Raw genomic sequence first — 21,256 nt, 5'->3', positions numbered from 1 at the left:
ATCCTTAGTTATTTAAGGCGTTATAGATCATTAATTGATTTTTTATAATTACTCTTTCTCCTTCTTTCAATCCGTTGAATACAAAAGTCTTGTTGCCTAATACTTTGGCTACTTGTACCCTACGTGCTTCTACCTCTTTTGAGTTTTTATAAACAATTACAAAATTTCTGTCTTTGTCAAAAATGATTGATTCAGACGGAATCGATACTATTTTCTGATTATCGGCATAACTAATGGTTACTTTCGCAAACATTTCTGGCTTCAACAATTTCTGTGGGTTCGCCAGATTGATGCGTACTTGCATCGTCCTAGTTTGTGGGTCTAGTACGTTATTGATTTTATCTACTTTTCCTTCAAATACTCTGTCAGGATACGCTACCAGTCTGATTGACGCCTTGTATCCGTCCTTGATTTTCGCAACGTCCGATTCATACACGTTGGCAATTACCTGTACTGTCGAAAGGTCGGCTACTGAAAAGAACGGGCCGATGTCGCCTTCGCGATACGCCATTTTTTCAGAAATGTTTCTGTTTACATCCACGATATAACCATCAATAGGCGCTTTTACGGTATAGAACGAGTTCTTTACACCATAAATACCCGAAATCTCGTTGGCTCTTCTTAGTGTTCCTTCGGCTTTCAACAAATCATTTTGAGCAATGATGATGTCTTTTTCCGAAGCCAATCCCGACTTATACAAGTCTTGTTGCACCTGTAGGTTCTTTTGTGCCGTCAAGAAATCTGATTTTGCCCCAACAATCTGGTTTTCCACATCAGCTACTTCCGAACTATGGATAATCGCCATTGTTTGCCCTTTCTTCACGTAGTCGCCGAGGGTAACAGATATTTTTTCGATGACACCATCTACCAAAGGCGATACCTTTACTTGTTTTTCTTCAAAGGGCGCTAGTTTACCCGTCAATTGTAATTCACTTGATATATTTTCAAGCACCGCAGGAGCCAAGACTAATTCCTTACGAACTTTGTCTGATAGCTCAAATTCCTCAGAGCTTTCCTTGTTTGCTTCTTCTTTCTTTGATTGGCAAGCCATGCACGTGGCAACTATCATTAAGCCTGCAATAATGTTATTAGTTTTCATTTTCTTCTTGAATTTTTTTTAGCAAAAAATAGTGGTTTCTAAAGTACTTTTTTCCCGACAACAAAATTGAGTTCTTCTACCGAACGCATCCTATCACTTTTTAAAGAGTTAAGTTCAACAACTGAATTTTTGTAAGATTCTACAAAATCCACAAATTCAATCAACGAAATATTCCTTTTCTGATAGCTCGCTACTACTCCCTCAATCAGCGTATCGAAACTACTAATGAATTTGCTGTCGATACTCTGTTCCAAACGGTTGTTCTCTTGCACTTTCAAATACGCACGCAGCACGTCGTTTTGTAGGCTAGTTTGTCCTTGTTCAAAAGTCTTTCTGGCTGCCTCTATTCTCGACTCCGAGCTTTTGATGTTCCCTTGGTTTTTATTAAACACGGGTAAATCTATTTGTAAAGTCAGGGCGTGATAATTTGGAATATAGCTACCGTTGCGGTCATAAGAATACCCTAGTCTAAGGTCGGGCGTAGCCAAGGCCTTTTGTAAAAGCAGGTTTTCTTTTTCGTATCTCATCGAAGCGTCCTGCATTTTTAAATCATAGCGATTCTCAAAAGCCGTGGCTGTCAGTTGGTCTAGCTTTAAATTATTGATACCCAAGCTATCCAGCGTTTTCTCGTTGATGATAGGTGATATAAAAGCGGCGTCACGCGTATTGAGCAATGTTCTTAAGATAGCCTGTTTCTCAATAAGTTGCTGACGCAACTCGTTTTGCTCTTTTTTCAGGGTCAATAAAAATGCTTTTAGCCTGATTACCTCCTTTAAAGGAATATTGCCTTTGGCATATTGTTCGTCGTAAGCACCTACTAATTTCTGGAAGGTCAGCATCTCTTCGTCATACATCGCCACAGACTTTGCGATAAAGAAGATGTCATAAAAGTTTGTGCGGAGGTCAACGGCCAACGTCCTCAGCAAATCGTAATAATTGTATTCGCTTGCTTCGGCATTAATTTTTGCCAACTCAATTTGTTTATTACGTTTGCCTGCTAGTAAAAACAGTTGTTGAATCTGGAAAGCCCTTTGTCCTTGGCTTCCTAGCGGAACAGGCACTTTGGTTTGTTGATTATATAGTTGCTGTTCTCCCGAAAAGGTTGGGTTGTCCCAAAGTTTGGCTTGAATAATTTGAGCTTTTGAGGCCTCAATATTAAACTTTTGGGCTAACAGCAGGGCGTTGTTTTTTAGAAAAATGGCTTCTGCATCTGCTAAGGTGAGTCTTAAAGAATCCTGTGAAAAGGAGTTATAATACACCAAACACAGCAGGAATAAGCATAAACGTTTCATTTTATTGAAGTTTATTATGAGAATTAAATAATTAAGCAATATGATGTGGGACAAGAAATAGGAACATTTCTTGACACAAAGGTATCAATACCAACATTTTATACAAGCGTTTTGTTTGCTGTTTGTATGCTGATTATTGAACTTTATACAGAAGTAATGGGATAAATCAAAGGCGGAGTATCCTGATTTTGAGGTAAATTTTCTGGAGGTAACTGAAAGTTATTTTGCTGGTGTAGACATAGCTTACACTGCTATGGTTGATATAAACGTGGTGGTCATCTTTGCTAGTTCTTGGAAACCACAACGCATAATAGTCGTCATCTTCCGAATCATCTGATTCTTCAGAATTAATATGACTGGTCGCTACAAAATCATCTACGACATCAGGCGAATCTGAATGTGTACTTCTAGTAGGGATTTTGAATTTGGTGACTTTTGAATTGTCAATTTGTTTGTACCCCTCAGCACACAAAATTCCCTTTATTCCTAAAGTTAGGAAAATAAAGGGAATTAGATATTTGATTAATCTGAATTTCACAAGATGTAAGCAATGCTACAATTAAGTAGAGCAAATAAGAGACCAAAATTGAATTACAGCATTAAAATGTGTAATTTCTTCCTAATGAAGCTATTTATTGACCATAAAAACTATTAATCACTAAATCACCATTCACTAAATCGCTCAATTGCTTCAATATTATTTTTTCTTTTCTTTCGGAGAAAACATAATTGACATTCTTTTTCCTTCCAAACGTGGTAGTTCGTCTGCTTTGCCTACTTCTTCTAAACCTTTTGCAAAGTTTAGTAACAAGATTTCGCCTCTTTCTTTGAATACAATAGAACGTCCGACGAAGTGTACATAAGCTTTCACTTTAGCACCTTCTTTCAAGAAGTTAATAGCATGCTTTAATTTAAAATTAAAGTCGTGGTCATCGGTATTAGGCGAGAAACGAATCTCTTTTAATACTGTCTTAGCAGCGTTTGCTTTAATTTCTTTTTGTTTTTTCTTTTGTTCGTATTTGAACTTGGCGTAATCGGTAACACGACAAACTGGAGGATCGGCTTTTGGAGAGATTTCTACCAAATCAAGCCCTTGTTGAACAGCGATGGCCATGGCCTGCTTGATGTCCATAATGCCTTGCTCAACGTTTTCACCAACTAAACGTACATTTTGTACTCCTTTGATGAGACCGTTTATTCTATAAGGCTCTTCTTCTCTACGATTATTTCTAAAATTGTTATTCGGGCGTAACGCCATATTATCTAAATTATTTGTTTTAAAATGATATCAAAAGCAGGTTTGAGAACTCAAAAATTAACTGCTAGTGCTAATTTAACGGAAAATCCGCATAAAAGGTTACAAATTAACGCTTTAATTGCGAATCTTCCGAAAGCTAATTCAAAAAATAAAAATATGCAAGTTTAATTTTTAGTTATTATTCTTTAAATCGTACAACATTTTTATTTATTTCTGTCTGCATTATGCTAATAAACTGGTCGATTGGCATCATTCCCAAGTCGCCTTCGCCTTTTTTGCGGACTGAAACCATCCCTTGTTCGGATTCTTTTTCACCCACAATCAGCATAAATGGCAGCTTGTTTACTTCTGCATCACGAATTTTACGACCAATTTTTTCGTCTCTGTGGTCGATGTATCCACGTAAGTCACTTTCTTGTAAACGCAAGAAAATCTCGTTGGCGTAGTCTTCGTATTTCTCTGAAATCGGCAATACTGCCAATTGTTCTGGCGATAACCAAAGTGGGAAATTACCTGCGGTGTTTTCAATCAGGATAGCCACAAAACGTTCTAACGAACCAAATGGCGCACGGTGAATCATCACTGGGCGGTGTTTTTGGTTGTCTGAACCTGTGTATTCTAATTCAAAACGCTGTGGCAACTGGTAATCTACTTGAATAGTTCCTAACTGCCATTTACGTCCCAAGGCATCTCTCACCATGAAATCTAGCTTAGGGCCATAAAATGCCGCTTCGCCTAGTTCCACAACGGTTGGTAAACCTTTAGCTGCCGCCGACTTGATGATGGCTGCTTCGGCTTTGTCCCAATCTTCGTCTTTACCGATGTATTTCTCTTTATTCTCAGGGTCACGTAGGGAGATTTGAGCAGAGTAATTATCAAAGCCTAAGGCCTTGAACACATACAATACCAAATCAATTACTTTCATAAATTCGTCCTCCACTTGGTCGGGGCGACAGAAAATATGGGCATCATCCTGTGTAAAGCCACGTACACGTGTCAATCCGTGCAATTCACCCGATTGCTCGTAGCGATATACCGTTCCGAATTCTGCCAAACGCAAAGGTAAGTCTCTGTAACTACGAGGCTTAGTCTTATAAATTTCGCAGTGGTGCGGACAGTTCATAGGTTTCAACAAGAACTCCTCATCCTCATCTGGCGTATGGATTGGTTGGAACGAATCTGCACCATATTTCGCATAGTGACCAGACGTTACGTACAATTGCTTTGAGCCAATGTGTGGGGTAATCACAGGAGAATATCCTGCACGCACCTGCGCTCTACGTAAGAAATTCTCAAGGCGTTCACGCAACATGGTGCCTTTTGGCAACCACAACGGTAAGCCCATGCCTACTTTCTCAGAGAAAGCAAACAATTCTAATTCTTTTCCTAATTTACGGTGGTCACGGCGTTTGGCTTCCTCCAACAAAGTTAGGTATTCGTCTAACTCCTTTTGTTTTGGGAAAGTAACGGCATACACACGCGTCATTTGCTTGCGAGAAGTATCTCCACGCCAATAAGCCCCAGCCACAGACATTAGCTTTACTGCTTTGATAAAACCAGTGTTGGGTATATGTGGCCCACGGCACAAATCTGTAAAGTTTCCTTGCTGATAGAACGTAATAGAACCGTCTTCTAAACCTTCTAATAGTTCAAGTTTATATTCGTCGCCTTTTTCTGTAAAATATTGAATAGCATCCGCCTTCGAAACCTCCGAACGTTGGTATTGGTTTTTCTGGCGAGCCAGTTCCAACATTTTTTCCTCAATCTTCTTAAACTCGTCTGCACTAAGGGTTTTATCCCCCATATCGATATCGTAATAAAAGCCCGTTTCGATGGCTGGTCCGATACCAAATTTTGTTCCAGGGTGCAATGCCTCGATTGCCTCCGCTAATAAGTGGGCTGAAGAGTGCCAGAAAGTAGCTTTACCGTCAGTATCATTCCATGTTAGCAACTGGAAGTCGCAGTCATCATTGATTGGCAGAGAAGCATCTACTACTTTCCCATTTACTTTAGCCGCTAATACATTTCTGGCTAGGCCTTCTGAAATGCTGAGGGCAATGTCCATCCCAGTTGTTCCCTGAGCATACTCTCTGACATTACCGTCGGGTAATTTAATTTTAATCATGAGGATTTTGTTTGTTTTGAGCCTTGTTTTGGAAGAAAATGTTCTACAAATAACATTTCTTATCAAAACGGAATCTCAAAAAGCTTGTTTTGTTTGTGTTGAGTAATATCTTAAAAAATATTGGGGCAAAAGTATCTGTTTTTATTCAAAATACAAGGTAATGTTTGCTTAGTTGTTCAGAATTCCCTTCGGTTTCAAAGGGCGGATGCTAGTAGTATCCACTTTTCGGGCAGGAGCTTCAAAGTTTTGATACGACGCAGTATCGAATTTTGCATCTACACCCGCTGAATAAGCCCCATATTTTTGTTTGTGTTGAGTACGATATACGCCATTCAACGCCCTGTAATCCTGGCTATTAGCCGCCAATAGTTCGCTATAATAAGTCTCAGCCAATTCAAAGTTGCCCGTATATTCCAAACACTGTGCCACAAAGAATTTGGCTTCAGGATATTGCGGATTGTGCCTAAAGGTGCGTTCAAAAAAAGGCAGTGCCAAGCGATACGCCCGCGACTTGAAATAAATCAGCCCCGTGTTGAAACTTGCTTCTACCAACGAACTATCCAATTGGATAGCTCTATTAAAACACAAAATAGCGCTATCTAGTTTCCATGATTTTTGGTAGGTATTGCCTTTTTGCAAATACAGATTGCCGTTTTTAGGATGATAACTCAGTCCCTTGTTGGCATATAGCAAGGCTACATCATACTCGCGGAGGTTGGTATGAATCTGGGCGAGCTTTAAATAAACAGGCAAAAAGCTAGGTTTTAAGCTCAACGTTTGCTGATAATAGCCCAAGGCTGTGGCAGTATCCGCCATTTTGGCCGATATTTCGCCTTGCACAAAATAGGTTTCACCGTTGTTGGGTGAAATTTGAAGTGCCTTCCTTAAATATGCCTTGGCTTTGTCATACATATTGAGTTGCTGGTACAAATCCCCCAAGAGGGTGTACAGCTCTGGCGACTCGGCATTGAGTACTTCAGCCTTTGAGGCCGCCTCAAGGGCTAGTTTTGGTTGGTTTGAAGCCCGCAATATAAGGGCCTTCGCTTGAAAATAAGTACCGACGTTGGGTTTGATACTGATAGCCGTATTGACGTCCTCAAGGGCCTCCGTTATTTTGTCGTTTTCTAAATATAATAACGAACGTTTGTAATAGTTTTCTGAACTATTGGGCGATGCATCAATGGCATCCGTCAAGAAAGCGATGGCTGCGTCTCTGCGTGCTTTTTCTGTTACCTCTGGCACCGCAGGAATATTTATTCCTTTTTTAGATTCAGAAATACAGGCACTTACCAAACACACTATTAATAGAAGATAGAGAGATATGTTCCGATTTTTTTTCATTACTCAAAATTACAAACTTAGGGGCTGAAATGATACCTTCAAACCAAAAATCTTTCAAATAAAATAGGCAGACAAGGCATTTTATTTGAATTCAAGGTATTGTCTATCATATTTTTTCGTATCTTTGCAACCTATTTTACAAAATTTATATTTTTCATTTAAAACGTTTAATAAAATGCCAAAAATTAAAACCAAATCTGGAGCGAAAAAACGCTTTAAGGTTACAGGAACAGGCAAAATCAAGCGTAAGCACGCTTTTCATAGCCACATTCTTACAAAAAAATCTACTAAACGTAAGCGTAACTTAGTTCACGATACATTAGTAAGTTCAGCTGATATGGACAGAGTAACGTTGATGTTAGTAATGTAATACTCGTTTCTTTAGGATTATCCATTGAAACACATTAAAATTTAGTTATTGTTCAACCAGAAAATTGGCTCAATAAGTGTTAATCATTAACCGCCATTTTTCAAAAAACAACCAAGATTATGCCACGTAGCGTCAATCACGTAGCGTCGAGAGCAAGACGTAAAAAGGTGCTCAAATTAGCTAAAGGTTTTTACGGAAGAGGTAAAAACGTTTGGACGGTAGCGAAGAACAAAATTGAAAAAGGTCTTCAATATGCTTACCGTGACCGTAAGGTTAAGAAAAGAGATTTCCGTGCTTTATGGATTCAGCGTATCAATGCTGCTGCACGTCAAGAAGGTTTATCTTACTCAGCTTTGATGGGTAAATTAAACAAACAAGGTATCGAGTTAAACAGAAAAGTATTAGCTGACTTAGCAATGAACCACCCAGAGGCGTTCAAAGCGGTAGTAGCGAAAGTAAAATAGAAAGATTAGAGCGATTCACTGAATCGCTCTTTTTTTTATATAGTCTATTTTATATTAGACGTTTTTTCCTCTTATTAAGACCTTACTTTTCTTCACTAGGCGTGCCCGTCAGACACAAGAAAAGTAACAAAAGAAAGTCAAGAAATTCCAATCGCATCGGCGAACCGACTCGCTCCGCTCAAACAGTGGAATTTCGGAAAAATGCTGACGCCATCAACTTCAAAATTTCGATTTATAAATATTTTAAAGTTTAAGCATTGTATTCTAAGTTTCTATAATAATTGTCTTTACACCCACCCATTTATTTTCTTCATAAATTCCGAATAAATATACACCAATTTCTACTTCGCCTATTTTTAATACCTGTATGTCTTTTAGGTGTTCGGTCAGTAGGGCTTGTAGTTTTATGGCATCGTCCACGTATTTTTTTTCTTCTTCACCAAACCAATCTTCCACTTTAGTCAATGGCGCAAAGAAATCCTCAACCGTTATGCTGTCGATAGATTTATCGGGTTCAATGCCATTAAATAGTTTAAAGTCTTGGATACCAATACTTTCTGAAGTAGTATATTCCATCTCGAAATACTCAATAGCCTCATCCGACTCACTCGGGTATCGTAAATCATCAATTAAAGGCAGTATTTGTTCTTTCAGCGTATTCACCGTGTTATTATCTGAGGTTGTTTCAAGCATCGCTTTGTTTCTTTTAGTATTTAGAAATCTTCTATAATAATGGTTGAAATTAGAAAAATCTGTCTATAATTGCACTCAAAATTTTTAAAACTGATAAAAACAATTCCCTATGTTAGAACAATTGATGGGTCTTATCAAAGATCATTCTCAGGAAGCTATCGTTAAAAATCCTGCTATACCTAACGAAAAAAACCAAGACGCCATGCAAACTATCATGACCGCCGTGACAAGTGGCTTGAAAAACCAAGCCCTAAGCGGGCAAGGAGGCATGGGTGCGTTAACTAGCCTATTGGGTGGACAAACTGGCTTGAATGCAGGTAGCTTGATGGCTAACCCTATTGTGGCAAATATTGCGCAGCAAGCCATTGGTAGCTTGATGCAAAAATTTGGCTTAGACAAAACTGCGGCTGCGGGTATTGTTTCGCAAGTTTTACCACAGGTAATGAATAGCCTGATTACAAAGACAAACGACCCTAACGATACTTCATTTAACATGAATGATATCACAGGTGCTTTGGCCGATGGAAATTTGGATATGAATGATGTAAAGAATATTGCAGGAAAATTCATGAGTGATAGTGGCGGAGCAGGTAATGGTATTGGTGGAATGCTTGGTGGGCTTTTTGGAAAGTAGGGTTCTATTCTTCCTATTAGCTGGTGATTTTTTGTTTTTATTGATTACCTACAAGCATATAAATAGTTGATAGTGAATCTCTTATACCTAGCGAGGGACTTTAGTCCCTCGCTAGGTATAAGAGATTCATGTAGTAAGGCTGTACCCTGAGGCGACCAAAGCTCGGTTTGCAAGGCTATTTAACCCCATTTCAACCAATTTTATCAATAATCACATCTTCGTTTCAACTTTGTAAAAGATGTGGGTAATCAATAATCCTTAAGCCACCAACTAATAGGAAAAAATATTAATGTAGTTATTTATTTACCCAACATTTGTGTGCTGTGTGCCACAAATCACCATCAAGAGCGGACGTTTTCCATACGTCCCAACGATGTTATTCCTACTTTCCATTCTTCGTTATGGATAAACGATTAGGTGTTTGGCTAGCTCAAAAGGATTTGATATATTTAGGTAATTATCTTATAATCCTTTCATCTTCAACAATTTTGCTATGAACAAACCCTTTTTACTCTTCTTATTAATCTGTTCTTTTATCAGCCAAGCCCAACAGTTTTCGGTCACCTATGGCGAAAGTCTCAGTAAGACTCCCTTAGATGGCAGGCTCATGCTGTTTCTTGCTGATAATGATAAAAAAGAACCTCGCAAACAAATTAGTGATGATGCCGACAGTCAATTAATGTTTGGGATAAATGTAGATAACTGGAAGCCCAACCAAGTACAATTGATAGATAGCAAAGCCTTCGGTTACCCTATCAGAAACATCAAGCAAATTCCTGATGGCGTATATTATGCACAGGTTTTGCTACACAAATATGAAACTTTTCACAGGGCCGACGGTCATACTGTAAAGCTACCCATGGATAGGGGAGAAGGTCAGCAGTTTAATGAAGCCCCTGGGAATATTTATAGTATCCCTGTCAAGATTACCTTTAAAAAAACTCTTAATCAGGTCATAAAACTAAAGATAGAGAAAGAGATTCCGCCCATTCCTGCTCCACAGGACACCAAGTATATCAAACATATTAAAATGAAAAGCGAGCTGCTCAGTAAATTCTGGGGAAGAGATATTTACTTAGGGGCAAACATTTTAATACCAGAAGGCTTTGATACCCATCCACAAGCACATTATCCTTTAGCCATTTTTCATGGACATTTCCCTGCTGATTTCTCTGGTTTTAGTGAAACACCTCCACCCGCCGATATGAAAACAGATGATTATTCAGCCCGATTTAATATTTATGGGTATAACAAAATTGTAAAAGAGGAGGCCTATAATTTTTATAAGCAATGGACAAGCAAGGATTTTCCAAGAATGTTAATCATTGAAATTCAGCATGCCAATCAATTCTATGATGATTCTTATGCCGTAAATTCAGCCAACATTGGGCCTTATGGCGATGCCATTACGTATGAGTTGATACCTTATATAGAAAAGCAGTTTCGAGGGATTGGGCAAGGTTGGGCTAGGTTTATGTATGGAGGCTCTACGGGTGGTTGGGAAGCCTTGGCAGCACAAATATTTTATCCTGACGAATACAATGGATGTTTTGCGGCTTGTCCCGACCCAATCTCTTTTGAAGCATACTCTTCGATAGATTTGTATAAATACCCTAATGCTTATTATTATGAAAGCCCTTGGAAAAGAACCGCTATTCCGGGGAAACGAGATTATTTAGGGAAAGTGAAATGTACAGTAGAGGATATGAATTACCATGAATTAGCCATCGGCGATAAAACGCGTTCGGGTGGGCAATGGGATATTTGGGAGGCTGTATATTCGCCTGTGGGGAGTGATGGCTATCCACAAAGGATTTTTGATAAGACGACTGGAGTCATCGATAAAAAGGTAGCGGAATACTGGAAAGAGCATTTCGATTTGCTACATATCTTAAAAAGAGATTGGGCAACACTTGGCCCTAAACTGCAAGGCAAAATCCATATTTACTGTGGCGACATGGATAACTATTACTTAAACAATGCCGTCTATCTGATGGAAGACTATCTGAAAGGAGTAAAAAATCCTACCTATGACGGTGAGGTAACCTATGGCGACCGTGCCGAACATTGCTGGAATGGTGACCCTAATCAGCCCAACTATATTTCAAGGTTACGGTATAATACCATGTATATTCCCAAAATCTTAAAGCGTATCGAGCAGTCAGCACCCAAAGGGGCAGATTTGACTAGTTGGAAGTATTGAGTGTCACAACGGGGCTATTCTTTTTGGAAATAGCCCCGTTGTGTACTACTTATCATGATAAAATTATTCAATGATTATTTAATTTGTCATTCCACTTACTCCACTATGATAAACTTTGCCATTTTTATCTATGATAAAAGGAGATGCAAACGTTTGGTAAAAGGTTTTATTAAATTCCCATATTTTTTCTCCTGTTTTAGCATTTAAAGCATAAGTTTTACTGCCTCTGCCTATTATATACAAAACGCCTTCAAAAACTACAGGACTAGACTCCACATAAGCATAACTATAATCTGAGGGTGAGCCTATTTGATACTTCCATTGAAGCTCTCCCGTTTTTTTATTAAAAGCATATACAAAACTATCTTTACCATAAATGTAAACGAAATCTTGGTCAACAATAGGGCTAGAATCTAATATAGCTCCTGTTTTATATTTCCATTTCAATGACCCATTAGTTGCATCAAGCGCATAGAAATTTGAATTATCATCTCCAAAATAAATAATCCCTTCAGACTCTGTAGGACTAGATGTGGTACCGTTGCATTCTCCAAATTTCCATTTTATTGCACCAGTATTAATATCAAATGCTTTGAAAGAATATGAGCCACTTGTAATAACAAGATTCTCAAAGGTACATGCATTGATAAATCCAGACATGTTTCCATTGATAGTATTTGTTTTCCATTTTAGAACGCCTGTTTCAGCATCATAAGCATTAAAACAGCTTCCATTTTTAACAGCAATAAAAACATTTCCTTTATAAACTGTAGGACTAGCGTCTGCCCAATATACTACACTTGTAGCCCATTTTTCTTTCTTTGTTTTTAAATCAAAAGCTTTTAACAAGCCAGACTCACCTGTACCATAATATAGCACGTTATTAACTATTACAGGGCTTGAATACGAATGGCTAGTTTCTTGTATTTCACCATTGAGAACACCTGTAGAAGCATTAATAAATTTAACGCCTTTAGAAACTAAAACAATGTTACCATCATATATGGTAGAGTTCGCAAATAATATTCTCCCATCGTTATCATAATTCCAAATTTCTTTTCCTGTAGATGCATTTAATGCATATAAGGTAGAACTACCGATTACATACACAACATTTGTACTAGGGTTATTGCCCGATTTTATCGTAACCGCTTGAACAGGAGGGGCTTCTTTTACTAAAGTAACAACATACGATTGACTACTACCATCTTCTGCCGTGACCATAAAGTTGACTGGTTTTGAAAAATCTATCACGTTGCCAGAAACAGGGGTTACAAATGCTTTGTCAGAAATGCTGATTGTTGGTTTCAGCTTTGTTAAATCCGCTGTTGAGGGCAAAGTAGCGGTAATAGCTTTGGTAGTCGGGTCAATTTTTGCAACAATAATGGGGGAGAAGTCGGTAAAACTAAACGCTAAAATATCCTTAGCACCACTTCTTTCTCGCCTTACGGTTACTTTATAAGTCACTTCTGTGCCATCTTCAGCTGTGACAGTGTAAGCGACCTCTTTACTAAAATCCTGTTCTTTGTCTGAAACTGGAGATACTTTTGAGCCTGGCGAAACGATAATAGTAGGACTCAGTTTGGTAATATCTGCTGTTGAAGGTAGTGTAGTTGTAATTCTTTTGGTAGTTTCATCTATAGTTGCTTCTATGATAGGATTAAACTGTGAAAAAGAGAATTTAACGATTGCTTTCGCTGAACTTTTTTTAACTACCAATTCTTCACCACAAGAACAAATGATAACCAAAACGAAGATTAATAAAGTGTAATTTTTGTACATGATAAATATTAAGGTTTTGAAATATGTAGAAATCTAAAAGAAATACAATAAAAAACGAATGCAACATACTACAATTTTTACTAAAGTCCTCAACTTTTTATAGAAACTTATTGAATGGTATGTTGGATATTTTTTGTGTTGAAAAATATCATTTGCAAAGGAATTACACGAAATTCAGACCCTAGCCTTTAGCCTACTTAGGGTTTCTTGAGAGATATTTAGGTAAGAAGCCACCATTTTATTAGGCAAACGCCTTACTACCATAGGGTTTTGGTCAAGTAGTTGTCTATAGCGTTCGGTGGCATCTTGGGTAATAAAAGACATCAGTCGGTTGGTGTTGTTTATATAAGCTTTCTCTAGGTAACCTCTGTAAAACTTTTCCCATTGAGGAATAATATCGAGTAAGTGATAAAAATCTTTATGGTTAATATAAAGTAGCTTAGTATGTTCTATGGCTTGGATGTATTCTTCGGAAGGAACATTGGCAATAAAACTATTCAAGGCGGTAGCAAACTGATTTTCAAAGGCAAAATACCGTGTGGCTTCTTGTCCGTCATGATTGATAAAGAATATCCTCAAACAACCTTTGCCAACAAAAAAAGTTCGCTGGCTGGTTTGTCCCTGACTAAGCAAGGTTTCATTTTTCTTAGCTTCCAAAGGCTTGAAATAAGAAAGAATGGTGTTTAATTCTACTTCATTAACGTTGATTATATCGTTAATGTAACTAATCAGTTGTTCGTACATTCAAAATTAATAATCTTTTCAGCTCCCAAATTATGGTTTTGAAGCTACTTTTTCAGCCAATTTACGGGCATTAGGAATGATAATGAATGCAGAAATGTAGGCTACGGGTAACATTACACTCCATGCTTTTAGGAATTTCATGAACCAATCTTCGCCAAAGCCATAGTTACGCATCAGGCCGACAAATGCCATAATCAACGTCATAGGGATTACTACAAAAAGAGTATTGATATACTTAAAATGTTTTTGTTTCATTGTTTAAATTGTTTTAATAATTAATGATGCTACAAAATTGCAACAATCTTTATTGCCAAAGATTGATGTAGGTCAAAAAATGATTTTATTAAAATCAAAATTTACTGAGTACATCCCACATCACCCGTAATACCTATTTTGTGCACAAACTAATTACCAATAATCCTCTTTCTGTGTTCAAGTCCCCAATTAGCAATAACGCTAGTTACCTGTTTTAAAGTAGCACCATATTCTGTGATTTCATAAACTACGCTGATAGGTTGGGAATCTATCACTGTACGCGTAATTAATTGATTTACTTCTAGTTCCTTTAGCTCACGGCTAAGCATCTTACCTGAAATGCCGTTTATTTCCTTTAGTAAATCCGTATATCGCTTCTTTTCAAAGCAAAGGCATGCTATGATTGAGACTTTCCATTTGCCACTCAGAATATCCATTACATCATGAATCGCCATGATAGTTTTAGTACAGTCTTTGATGGTGGGTCTCTCTGCTATTTCCATCATTTGTCAGTTAGTTACTTTTTTGTCACTGTTACTTTTGGTAACAAAGTTACTATTGTTTGTGTTCATAATTAAGTGTTATAACATTGAATTTTTAAAAAGACAACAAATGGAATTATTAAAAGCTTTAGAGTGGCGTTATGCAACTAAGAAAATGAACGGTAATGTCGTTCCTCAAGAGAAAATAGATTATATCCTTGAAGCTGCCAGATTGGCTCCTTCGTCCTCAGGACTACAGCCTTATCAGGTATTCGTAATTTCGAACAAAGAGCTTTTAGAGAAAATAAAACAAATAGGTTTCAACCAAAGCCAGATAACAGATGCTTCGCACGTATTGGTTTTTGCTGCTTGGGACGGTTATTCATTAGAGAAAATCGATAAAGTGTTTGCCAGAACCATTGCCGAAAGAGGTTTACCTGCTACGCAAATGGATGATTACAAAAAAATGCTGTGGGGCATGTATGAGCCACTTGGGCAAGAATGGCACGCTACGCACGCAGCAAAACAAGCTTATATTGCCTTTGGCTTGGCGATTGCAGCAGCCGCAGAACAGCAGGTAGATGCTACTCCAATGGAAGGTTTTATCCCTGCTGAGCTTGATAAATTATTAGGATTAGAAGCACTAGGCCTTAAAAGTACTGTGATTTTACCATTAGGGTATCGCGACGAAGCGAACGACTGGTTGGTAAATATGAAAAAAGTAAGAACCCCGAAAGACGCTTTTGTTACTGAGATTAAGTAATAGATTACTATTAGCTTAGTCAATTTTCACGTCAGCTTAGTCAACTTTTTAAAAGTTGACTAAGCTAATCCCCAAAGAGCTACTCTAAATTCTTATTATCAATATCCAGTCTGCTAAATGCAGATTAACAGAAGAGGAAGAAAACTATATATTCTTGTCTCGAATAATATGTGCTAGTTTTTTTGCATCATTTTTAAAGGCTTCTATTTCCCCAATGTGCGATGCTGTAAATGCTAACAATGCAGGATTAGCCTCTGTCATATCAGTATATTTTTTAGCTTTCAAGTTTTTATAGATAGCCATAGGTGTTTTGAAAATGCCGTTGGGTATACCCCACAAACCTAATAATAGCGTTGAAAAAATGGCATTATTATTTGTTTTGTCTAAACAACTAGGACAAGCAATGACGGCTTCTGCTGTAGTGTAGGTTAAAATTATCATGCTTTTTACTTTATATGCCAGTGTTCCATTGAGCTTTTGTGTTGTAGAACCACAAATTGGGCAAGGTAAGTCTCTTAAAATATTTGAATACCTTTCTATTTCTTCCAGTGAAAATTCTTGATTCTGAGCTTTGGCAGCCTTTAATAAATCAGGATTAAGGTTTCTTTTTTTATTTCCTTTTCTATGATTTTGTACACTTCTGGCCTTAATCCGTATGCATCCTTTGAGGCAATTTGCTCAATTTTTTCATCAGACATGCTCGCATAGTTTTCTTCAATTCTTTTAAGGTCAATTCCTGACATATATTCTTAGCGTTAAGTTTTGATGGGGAAGTTAAAGTAAGTCTTAGCAGATACATAAAAACGTTGCATTAAATCTTTGTCATAGTGATCATACAGTCCATACAACGTAGTTGGATATTTTGCTACAGTATTTTTATCAAAATCCCTTAGCAACGAAATATTGAGTTGATAGGATTTATCCGCAATTTTAGATTGAAACGCATAAACCGTATTGTTATACAATCCGCCTTCCGACTGCTTTTGAGCAACAGCAACACCAGATAAAGTGAGCAAGGATGAAAACAGGAAAAAGATAGTAGCGATATGATTTTTCATTGTTTGAAGGTGTGTAGATGGATTTATTTAATTGTCCAGATTTTTTTAACGTTGATTTTTACAAAAAACAAGAGAGGCACTATGTGCGTAAAACTTTCATGAAAATAGCGATTTTTTTTTGAAAAACAAAATATTACCACCAAATTTTTGGGCCATGCCTAGCGTTTATTTCAGCATATATTTTTTAAAAAATCATCTAAGTAAAATATTTTTAACAGCAACAACTTCTTTATTATTATTGTTGTTGTTATTGTTTTTACTGTTTTAATAGTTTTCTATTGTTTTATTATACTAGCATTGCTTTGGCACTGCTTTAGTAAAGTAAGCGCTTTGGTATTGCTTTGGTAAAATTTACCAAAGCACGGGCAGGGCAAATTGAGTAAATAAAGTACCTTTTGAACAACATTTCCGTAACCTCAAAAGATTAAATATAAAATATATAAACAAATTTATCCAACAAAATAGTTCTCCAATCTGAGCTTTTTATTAATAAAAAAACACTAAAATTACTACCTATAAAATATCGTTAAAGTGTCTAACGATTATATTATACGTTATTGAATTGAGAGATACTTTTAATCATAATTCTCAAAAAGACTTACCCAAAAACTTTCATAATAGCTAAAAAATGTGTAATTTAGAACCACAGTTACACCTTAATACACCCTCTATAATGAATCCACAATCAGGCTCATCGGCTATAAGTAGGACGAGTTTCCAACTCGTAAAAATCCAACAATGTTTTATCGTATTGCTCCAAGCCTAGCATGGTATTACTTAGCCATATTTCGCCTTTGTTGGTCTAGGCGACCCCGTAAAAACACCAACAAAGGCTAATAGCAATGGGTCAATCATAAAGCAAGTATCAAATCAAGATAATATCTCCGTAAAAGATGTTCCAAACGGCTTTTACTTATTACTATTAGAAAGCGGAAAAGAGCAACAAAGTTTTAAAATAGAGGTTTTGAAATAGTGGCTGACGTTAGTAGGGGTAGAGGGTCAAGAAAAGAAGAAGATGTTAAAAGAAAAAGACTGATGAATAAATTTATTATCATAATACTTGGAATTATTTTTTCTTGTTGTGGAAATCAATCGGAAAAAATCAAGTTATATGCAGGAAAACAAATAGTTACGTGCTATTATTATCAAGTAAATTATTTTCAAGACGATTTGATGTGGTATAAGCAAATAGATTCACTTGCAAAGAATATATTACAGAAGCAGATGTATGAACTACTATTAAATACAGATATTGATACCTTTCATTTTGGAGAAGTTAATGCAGGTGAAATTGATGATGAAGACCTAATGGGATTGTTCAAAATGAGTAGAATGTATTATGATTTCCCTGGAGAAGTGAATAATGTAAATTTCACACGAGTATCTTTTGGTAGTGAAGCTAAAGAAGGCTTCTTTCGGATAAAGCCAGTTTATAAAGAAGATGTTCATGCTATTATTGCTACTTACGTATTAGATGAAGATGTAACAGGAAAGAATTTAGATAGATTTATTTTGTCTTGCCTTAAAGAAATTGATAAGTATAAAGAAAAAGGAACTCGAAAAAAAATATGCTTCTTTCTTGTAGACGAAGATTTAAAAAAGATATGTAGCCTGACACAAGAGAAAAATAGTGCTGGTGAGTTAAAAGAAGGATATATGTTTAAATTTGAATAAGTCTGATTTTACCCTACACATTTTGAATAACGATAACATAAATAATACTACAACCCCAACTTTACACAATCTTGAAATCTACTTTTACCAAAATTATATTTTTCTACCTGCCTATTATGATATTACTAGTGGCTTGTAAAGAAGAACTTACAGTGTCTTTAAGCACCGAAAAAGCCATTACAAAATTTAGCTTTTCAGGCCTAACGCCAGTGGTTGATGCCACGATTGACGAAGCCAATAAAAAAATAACGGCAGTTGTTCCCCCTGCGACAGATATTACCCAACTGACTCCCTCTATCACTGTATCCGATAAAGCGATGGTTTCACCTGCCTCTGGGAAAGTACAGGATTTTTCAAGGGAAGTCGCCTATACCGTTACTGCCGAAGACGGCTCAAAGGCTATTTACAAAGTACTGATAAGTCGCACTAAATTCACAGGGAAAGACATCCTAAGCTTTTCATTCAATGATTTGTCACCAGTAGTAACCGCTACCATAGACCCTGTTACCAAAATAATCACCGCGACCGTTCCAGCCACGGCAGACTTATCAAAACTAAAAGTAACCACTACATTGTCTGAACGTGCCAGCATCGTTCCTGCCTCTGGGACAATCTTAGATTTTTCCAAGCCCGTTAGTTTTACCGTTACTGCTGAAGATGGCACTACGCAGGTTTATACGGCAAATATTCAGCAGCAAATAGTTACCACCATAAAAGATAACAAGACAGTCTTTATCTCAAACATCAACGGAGATGCTTATGCTATTGATGCAGAGACGGGTGAACTAAAATGGAAAGTCAGCATAGGCTCAGGCACAAGCAATAGCCCGATTCTTGATAATGGCGTGGTATATTTTTCTGATAGATATGTTCTTTATGCGTTAGATGCAGAAACTGGCCAACAGAAATGGCAATTTAAAGACGATATAAATAGTATAGGAAGTACGCCTCTTATCGCTAATGGATTAATATATGTTGGGGTGGCTACCAAAATGGTAGCCTTGGATGCATTGACAGGCAAGAAAAAATGGGAGTTTGAAACTGACTATAATATAAGAGCTAGCCCTTGCATAGAAAATGGTACATTGCTTGTGGGTACTTCTTCTTTTCCAATGGTAGGGGTAGATTTACATACGGGCAGTTTATACGCATTAGATGCCATTACAGGAGCAAAAAAATGGAAGTTTGATGTTAAAACACCCGTAACAAAAAATCCATGTGTCGTAAATGGAATTGTTTGTGTGTGTGGACGGAGCCTAATATCAACTAGTTACATATATGCCATCAATGTAAATACAGGAGTATCAATATGGGAACAGAGTAAATATACGGCTATTTCCAGCCCTACTGTATTGAATAATGGACTCTATTTTTCTGGGCAGGAATATTATGTGCTTAATACCAATGATGGGTCGTTAAAATTCAAATATAATAATACAAAATTCTCTATTAGCTACTCATCAACCTCTAGCCCAATGATTTACGATGGGCTGATTTACGTAGGTGCTTCTGATAGAAATCTCTATGCATTCTCTGCAACAGATGGTAAAATTGCGTGGGAATTACAGACGGGAGATTATATATCTTCTAGTCCATGTGTTGCTAATGGTGTTGTATATGTAGGAGGTCAAGATGGTAAATTGTATGCTGTAGATAGTAAAACAGGGAAGATAATTTGGAGTTTTGAAACCAGCTATGAAATACAAAGCAGTCCATGTGTAATGGATAAAAAAGGCAAGGGATACCACACAGGTGAAAGTGGATTTGTGAATTAATTTACTGTGCTGTAGGGACGAATTGCATTCGTCCTCGTATTGTACGGCATTTATCTCTATACAGCATCATATTGTTGCAACTGCATATCAATCAATCATGAATAAATCCCTAATCATTGTCTTACTAAACATTGTTTGTTTTATTGTAATGCGATATTTAAACATCTTTCTAATCTTTTTGATGGGAGGCTATGCCAGTAATATGTACAAGGATTCTTATTGGTATTTTCTCCCTTTATATTTATTGCAGGTGCTTATTTTGATACATTTTGCCTATAAAAACCAGAAAAAATTATACTATGTTGTTATCATTATTATTAGTCTTTTATATGTAGGTTCTTATTTGCGACTTATTTCAAGTGTTATTTTACCATATTAAAAGATTAGTATTATAGTTTTAAAAATGTAAAGGCACTGTTTGACGATTTCTTTGATTTTAGTAACAGCTTCGATGGACGTAAGACGTAGCTTTAATCGCTCTAACAATTACCCAGACGAATAGGCATAAAAATAGGGAAGATATCGCTAGACATACTTCCCTAAATTCATTGTACAGAGGTTTAGTTGTATTACCATAGTCGTTAATGTTTTAAGATTAACGAGTAGCTACAACTACGTCACGGTTTGTGATAAGGTTTGTTTTGATCTCAAAAGTTTTTGATTCAATCACGTTAACATTTTGGCTAATTACTTCGATAGTATATTTTCCATCAGCTAAGCTAGAGAAATCAAAAGTTTTTGCGAATTTACCACCTTTAGTATCAACATATTCACGGTGAATTTCGTTTTTGTCAGCATCAGTAACTACGATTACTACTTTTTTGCTAGCTACGTTATCAACCCAAACATTGAAGTTTAAAGAGTTATTTACTTGAGCGATTTTGCTTTTTACTAGGCTTGCAGATTCATCAAGATTTGAAGCGAATGTATTTACGTTTGATAAGCAAACCATAGTAACTGCTACGATAAATGCTTTGATTGTGTTCTTGTTCATGACTTTATATTTAATTGTTATTAACGATAAATTTATTAAATGGATAATTTGTATTTTTCTAATATTTTGTTTTCAATATTCAAAAGAATTTTCTATCTGGACGTCACTCAATAAAAGATACTTAATTTAATTTTCAACGCAATTCTTAGAACTTTATTCGTGTCATTTGTTTGACGATGTAAACTTATAAAAGGAATTTGATAACTCAATCATACAATGACAATTATTTTCACTTTTTCAAGAAAGTTCC

Annotated in this window: 23 protein-coding genes; 8 read left to right on the top strand and 15 right to left on the bottom strand. The window is 36.6% G+C overall.

Annotated elements, in window-relative coordinates; translation table 11 throughout:
* Positions 1-4: 4 nt before the first annotated feature.
* The 4 genes from J2Y60_RS19310 to infC all read right to left on the bottom strand — a co-directional run bounded on the left by J2Y60_RS19310 (position 5) and on the right by infC (position 3,649).
* On the bottom strand, positions 5-1,099 hold the full coding sequence (locus tag J2Y60_RS19310; protein WP_309922717.1) for an efflux RND transporter periplasmic adaptor subunit: 1,095 nt from the start codon (positions 1,097-1,099) through the stop codon (positions 5-7).
* Between the two features lie 38 nt (positions 1,100-1,137).
* The gene (locus tag J2Y60_RS19305; RefSeq protein WP_309922711.1) at positions 1,138-2,391 is read right to left on the bottom strand and encodes a TolC family protein; all 1,254 of its coding nucleotides are present in this window, start codon (positions 2,389-2,391) and stop codon (positions 1,138-1,140) included.
* 166 nt (positions 2,392-2,557) lie between these two features.
* Complete coding sequence (locus tag J2Y60_RS19300) at positions 2,558-2,929, bottom strand: hypothetical protein (protein WP_309922708.1); 372 nt, start codon at positions 2,927-2,929, stop codon at positions 2,558-2,560.
* 159 nt (positions 2,930-3,088) lie between these two features.
* A complete protein-coding gene (gene infC / locus J2Y60_RS19295; protein ID WP_309922705.1) occupies positions 3,089-3,649 on the bottom strand; it encodes a translation initiation factor IF-3 in 561 nt (186 codons plus the stop codon).
* Positions 3,650-3,673: 24 nt separating this feature from the next.
* On the opposite strand from infC, the gene J2Y60_RS19290 reads away from it, so the two are divergent.
* Complete coding sequence (locus J2Y60_RS19290; protein WP_309922702.1) at positions 3,674-3,817, top strand: hypothetical protein; 144 nt, start codon at positions 3,674-3,676, stop codon at positions 3,815-3,817.
* Between the two features lie 10 nt (positions 3,818-3,827).
* Here J2Y60_RS19290 and thrS read toward each other — a convergent pair whose 3' ends face one another.
* Complete coding sequence (gene thrS, locus J2Y60_RS19285) at positions 3,828-5,774, bottom strand: threonine--tRNA ligase (protein ID WP_309922698.1); 1,947 nt, start codon at positions 5,772-5,774, stop codon at positions 3,828-3,830.
* A 168-nt stretch (positions 5,775-5,942) separates the two neighbouring features.
* Entirely contained in the window at positions 5,943-7,115 is a 1,173-nt protein-coding gene (locus J2Y60_RS19280) for a tetratricopeptide repeat protein (protein ID WP_309922695.1), read from the bottom strand.
* Between the two features lie 175 nt (positions 7,116-7,290).
* Here J2Y60_RS19280 and rpmI point away from each other — a divergent pair, with 175 nt between their 5' ends.
* Entirely contained in the window at positions 7,291-7,485 is a 195-nt protein-coding gene (rpmI, locus tag J2Y60_RS19275; RefSeq protein WP_109744687.1) for a 50S ribosomal protein L35, read from the top strand.
* Positions 7,486-7,604: 119 nt separating this feature from the next.
* Complete coding sequence (rplT, locus tag J2Y60_RS19270; protein WP_184136617.1) at positions 7,605-7,949, top strand: 50S ribosomal protein L20; 345 nt, start codon at positions 7,605-7,607, stop codon at positions 7,947-7,949.
* 264 nt (positions 7,950-8,213) lie between these two features.
* On the opposite strand, the gene J2Y60_RS19265 is transcribed toward rplT, so the two are convergent.
* The gene (locus J2Y60_RS19265; RefSeq protein ID WP_309922692.1) at positions 8,214-8,642 is read right to left on the bottom strand and encodes a nuclease A inhibitor family protein; all 429 of its coding nucleotides are present in this window, start codon (positions 8,640-8,642) and stop codon (positions 8,214-8,216) included.
* Positions 8,643-8,751: 109 nt separating this feature from the next.
* Here J2Y60_RS19265 and J2Y60_RS19260 point away from each other — a divergent pair, with 109 nt between their 5' ends.
* Positions 8,752-9,276: a DUF937 domain-containing protein gene (locus tag J2Y60_RS19260; protein ID WP_309922689.1), complete on the top strand. Its 525-nt coding sequence runs from the start codon at positions 8,752-8,754 to the stop codon at positions 9,274-9,276.
* A gap of 493 nt (positions 9,277-9,769) precedes the next feature.
* Entirely contained in the window at positions 9,770-11,479 is a 1,710-nt protein-coding gene (locus tag J2Y60_RS19255; RefSeq protein ID WP_309922686.1) for an alpha/beta hydrolase-fold protein, read from the top strand.
* A gap of 78 nt (positions 11,480-11,557) precedes the next feature.
* On the opposite strand, the gene J2Y60_RS19250 is transcribed toward J2Y60_RS19255, so the two are convergent.
* The 4 genes from J2Y60_RS19250 to J2Y60_RS19235 all read right to left on the bottom strand — a co-directional run bounded on the left by J2Y60_RS19250 (position 11,558) and on the right by J2Y60_RS19235 (position 14,766).
* Entirely contained in the window at positions 11,558-13,261 is a 1,704-nt protein-coding gene (locus tag J2Y60_RS19250) for a PQQ-binding-like beta-propeller repeat protein (protein WP_309922684.1), read from the bottom strand.
* 174 nt (positions 13,262-13,435) lie between these two features.
* Entirely contained in the window at positions 13,436-14,005 is a 570-nt protein-coding gene (locus J2Y60_RS19245) for a Crp/Fnr family transcriptional regulator (RefSeq protein ID WP_309922683.1), read from the bottom strand.
* A 30-nt stretch (positions 14,006-14,035) separates the two neighbouring features.
* On the bottom strand, positions 14,036-14,260 hold the full coding sequence (locus J2Y60_RS19240) for a DUF2798 domain-containing protein (RefSeq protein WP_309922681.1): 225 nt from the start codon (positions 14,258-14,260) through the stop codon (positions 14,036-14,038).
* 149 nt (positions 14,261-14,409) lie between these two features.
* The gene (locus J2Y60_RS19235) at positions 14,410-14,766 is read right to left on the bottom strand and encodes a helix-turn-helix domain-containing protein (protein ID WP_309922679.1); all 357 of its coding nucleotides are present in this window, start codon (positions 14,764-14,766) and stop codon (positions 14,410-14,412) included.
* A gap of 106 nt (positions 14,767-14,872) precedes the next feature.
* Here J2Y60_RS19235 and J2Y60_RS19230 point away from each other — a divergent pair, with 106 nt between their 5' ends.
* Positions 14,873-15,505, top strand: coding sequence for a nitroreductase family protein (locus J2Y60_RS19230; protein ID WP_309922677.1), 633 nt, complete (start codon positions 14,873-14,875; stop codon positions 15,503-15,505).
* Positions 15,506-15,649: 144 nt separating this feature from the next.
* On the opposite strand, the gene J2Y60_RS19225 is transcribed toward J2Y60_RS19230, so the two are convergent.
* The 3 genes from J2Y60_RS19225 to J2Y60_RS19215 all read right to left on the bottom strand — a co-directional run bounded on the left by J2Y60_RS19225 (position 15,650) and on the right by J2Y60_RS19215 (position 16,563).
* Positions 15,650-15,946, bottom strand: coding sequence for a hypothetical protein (locus J2Y60_RS19225; RefSeq protein WP_309922676.1), 297 nt, complete (start codon positions 15,944-15,946; stop codon positions 15,650-15,652).
* 140 nt (positions 15,947-16,086) lie between these two features.
* Entirely contained in the window at positions 16,087-16,248 is a 162-nt protein-coding gene (locus tag J2Y60_RS19220) for a hypothetical protein (RefSeq protein WP_309922674.1), read from the bottom strand.
* Between the two features lie 12 nt (positions 16,249-16,260).
* Positions 16,261-16,563, bottom strand: a complete 303-nt coding sequence (locus J2Y60_RS19215; protein WP_309922673.1) for a hypothetical protein — start codon at positions 16,561-16,563, stop codon at positions 16,261-16,263.
* A 972-nt stretch (positions 16,564-17,535) separates the two neighbouring features.
* On the opposite strand from J2Y60_RS19215, the gene J2Y60_RS19210 reads away from it, so the two are divergent.
* Together J2Y60_RS19210 and J2Y60_RS19205 are read left to right on the top strand one after the other, a co-directional pair.
* Entirely contained in the window at positions 17,536-18,237 is a 702-nt protein-coding gene (locus J2Y60_RS19210) for a hypothetical protein (RefSeq protein WP_309994728.1), read from the top strand.
* A 116-nt stretch (positions 18,238-18,353) separates the two neighbouring features.
* Positions 18,354-20,012 (top strand): PQQ-binding-like beta-propeller repeat protein, encoded by a 1,659-nt coding sequence (locus tag J2Y60_RS19205; protein ID WP_309922669.1) that lies wholly within the window; start codon positions 18,354-18,356, stop codon positions 20,010-20,012.
* 595 nt (positions 20,013-20,607) lie between these two features.
* On the opposite strand, the gene J2Y60_RS19200 is transcribed toward J2Y60_RS19205, so the two are convergent.
* Complete coding sequence (locus J2Y60_RS19200; RefSeq protein WP_309922665.1) at positions 20,608-21,006, bottom strand: hypothetical protein; 399 nt, start codon at positions 21,004-21,006, stop codon at positions 20,608-20,610.
* Positions 21,007-21,256 lie beyond the last annotated feature (250 nt).

It is taken from the genome of Arcicella sp. BE140, from assembly GCF_031456255.1.
Lineage (GTDB): Bacteria > Bacteroidota > Bacteroidia > Cytophagales > Spirosomataceae > Arcicella > Arcicella aquatica.
This window is presented reverse-complemented; position numbering and strand designations above follow the sequence as displayed.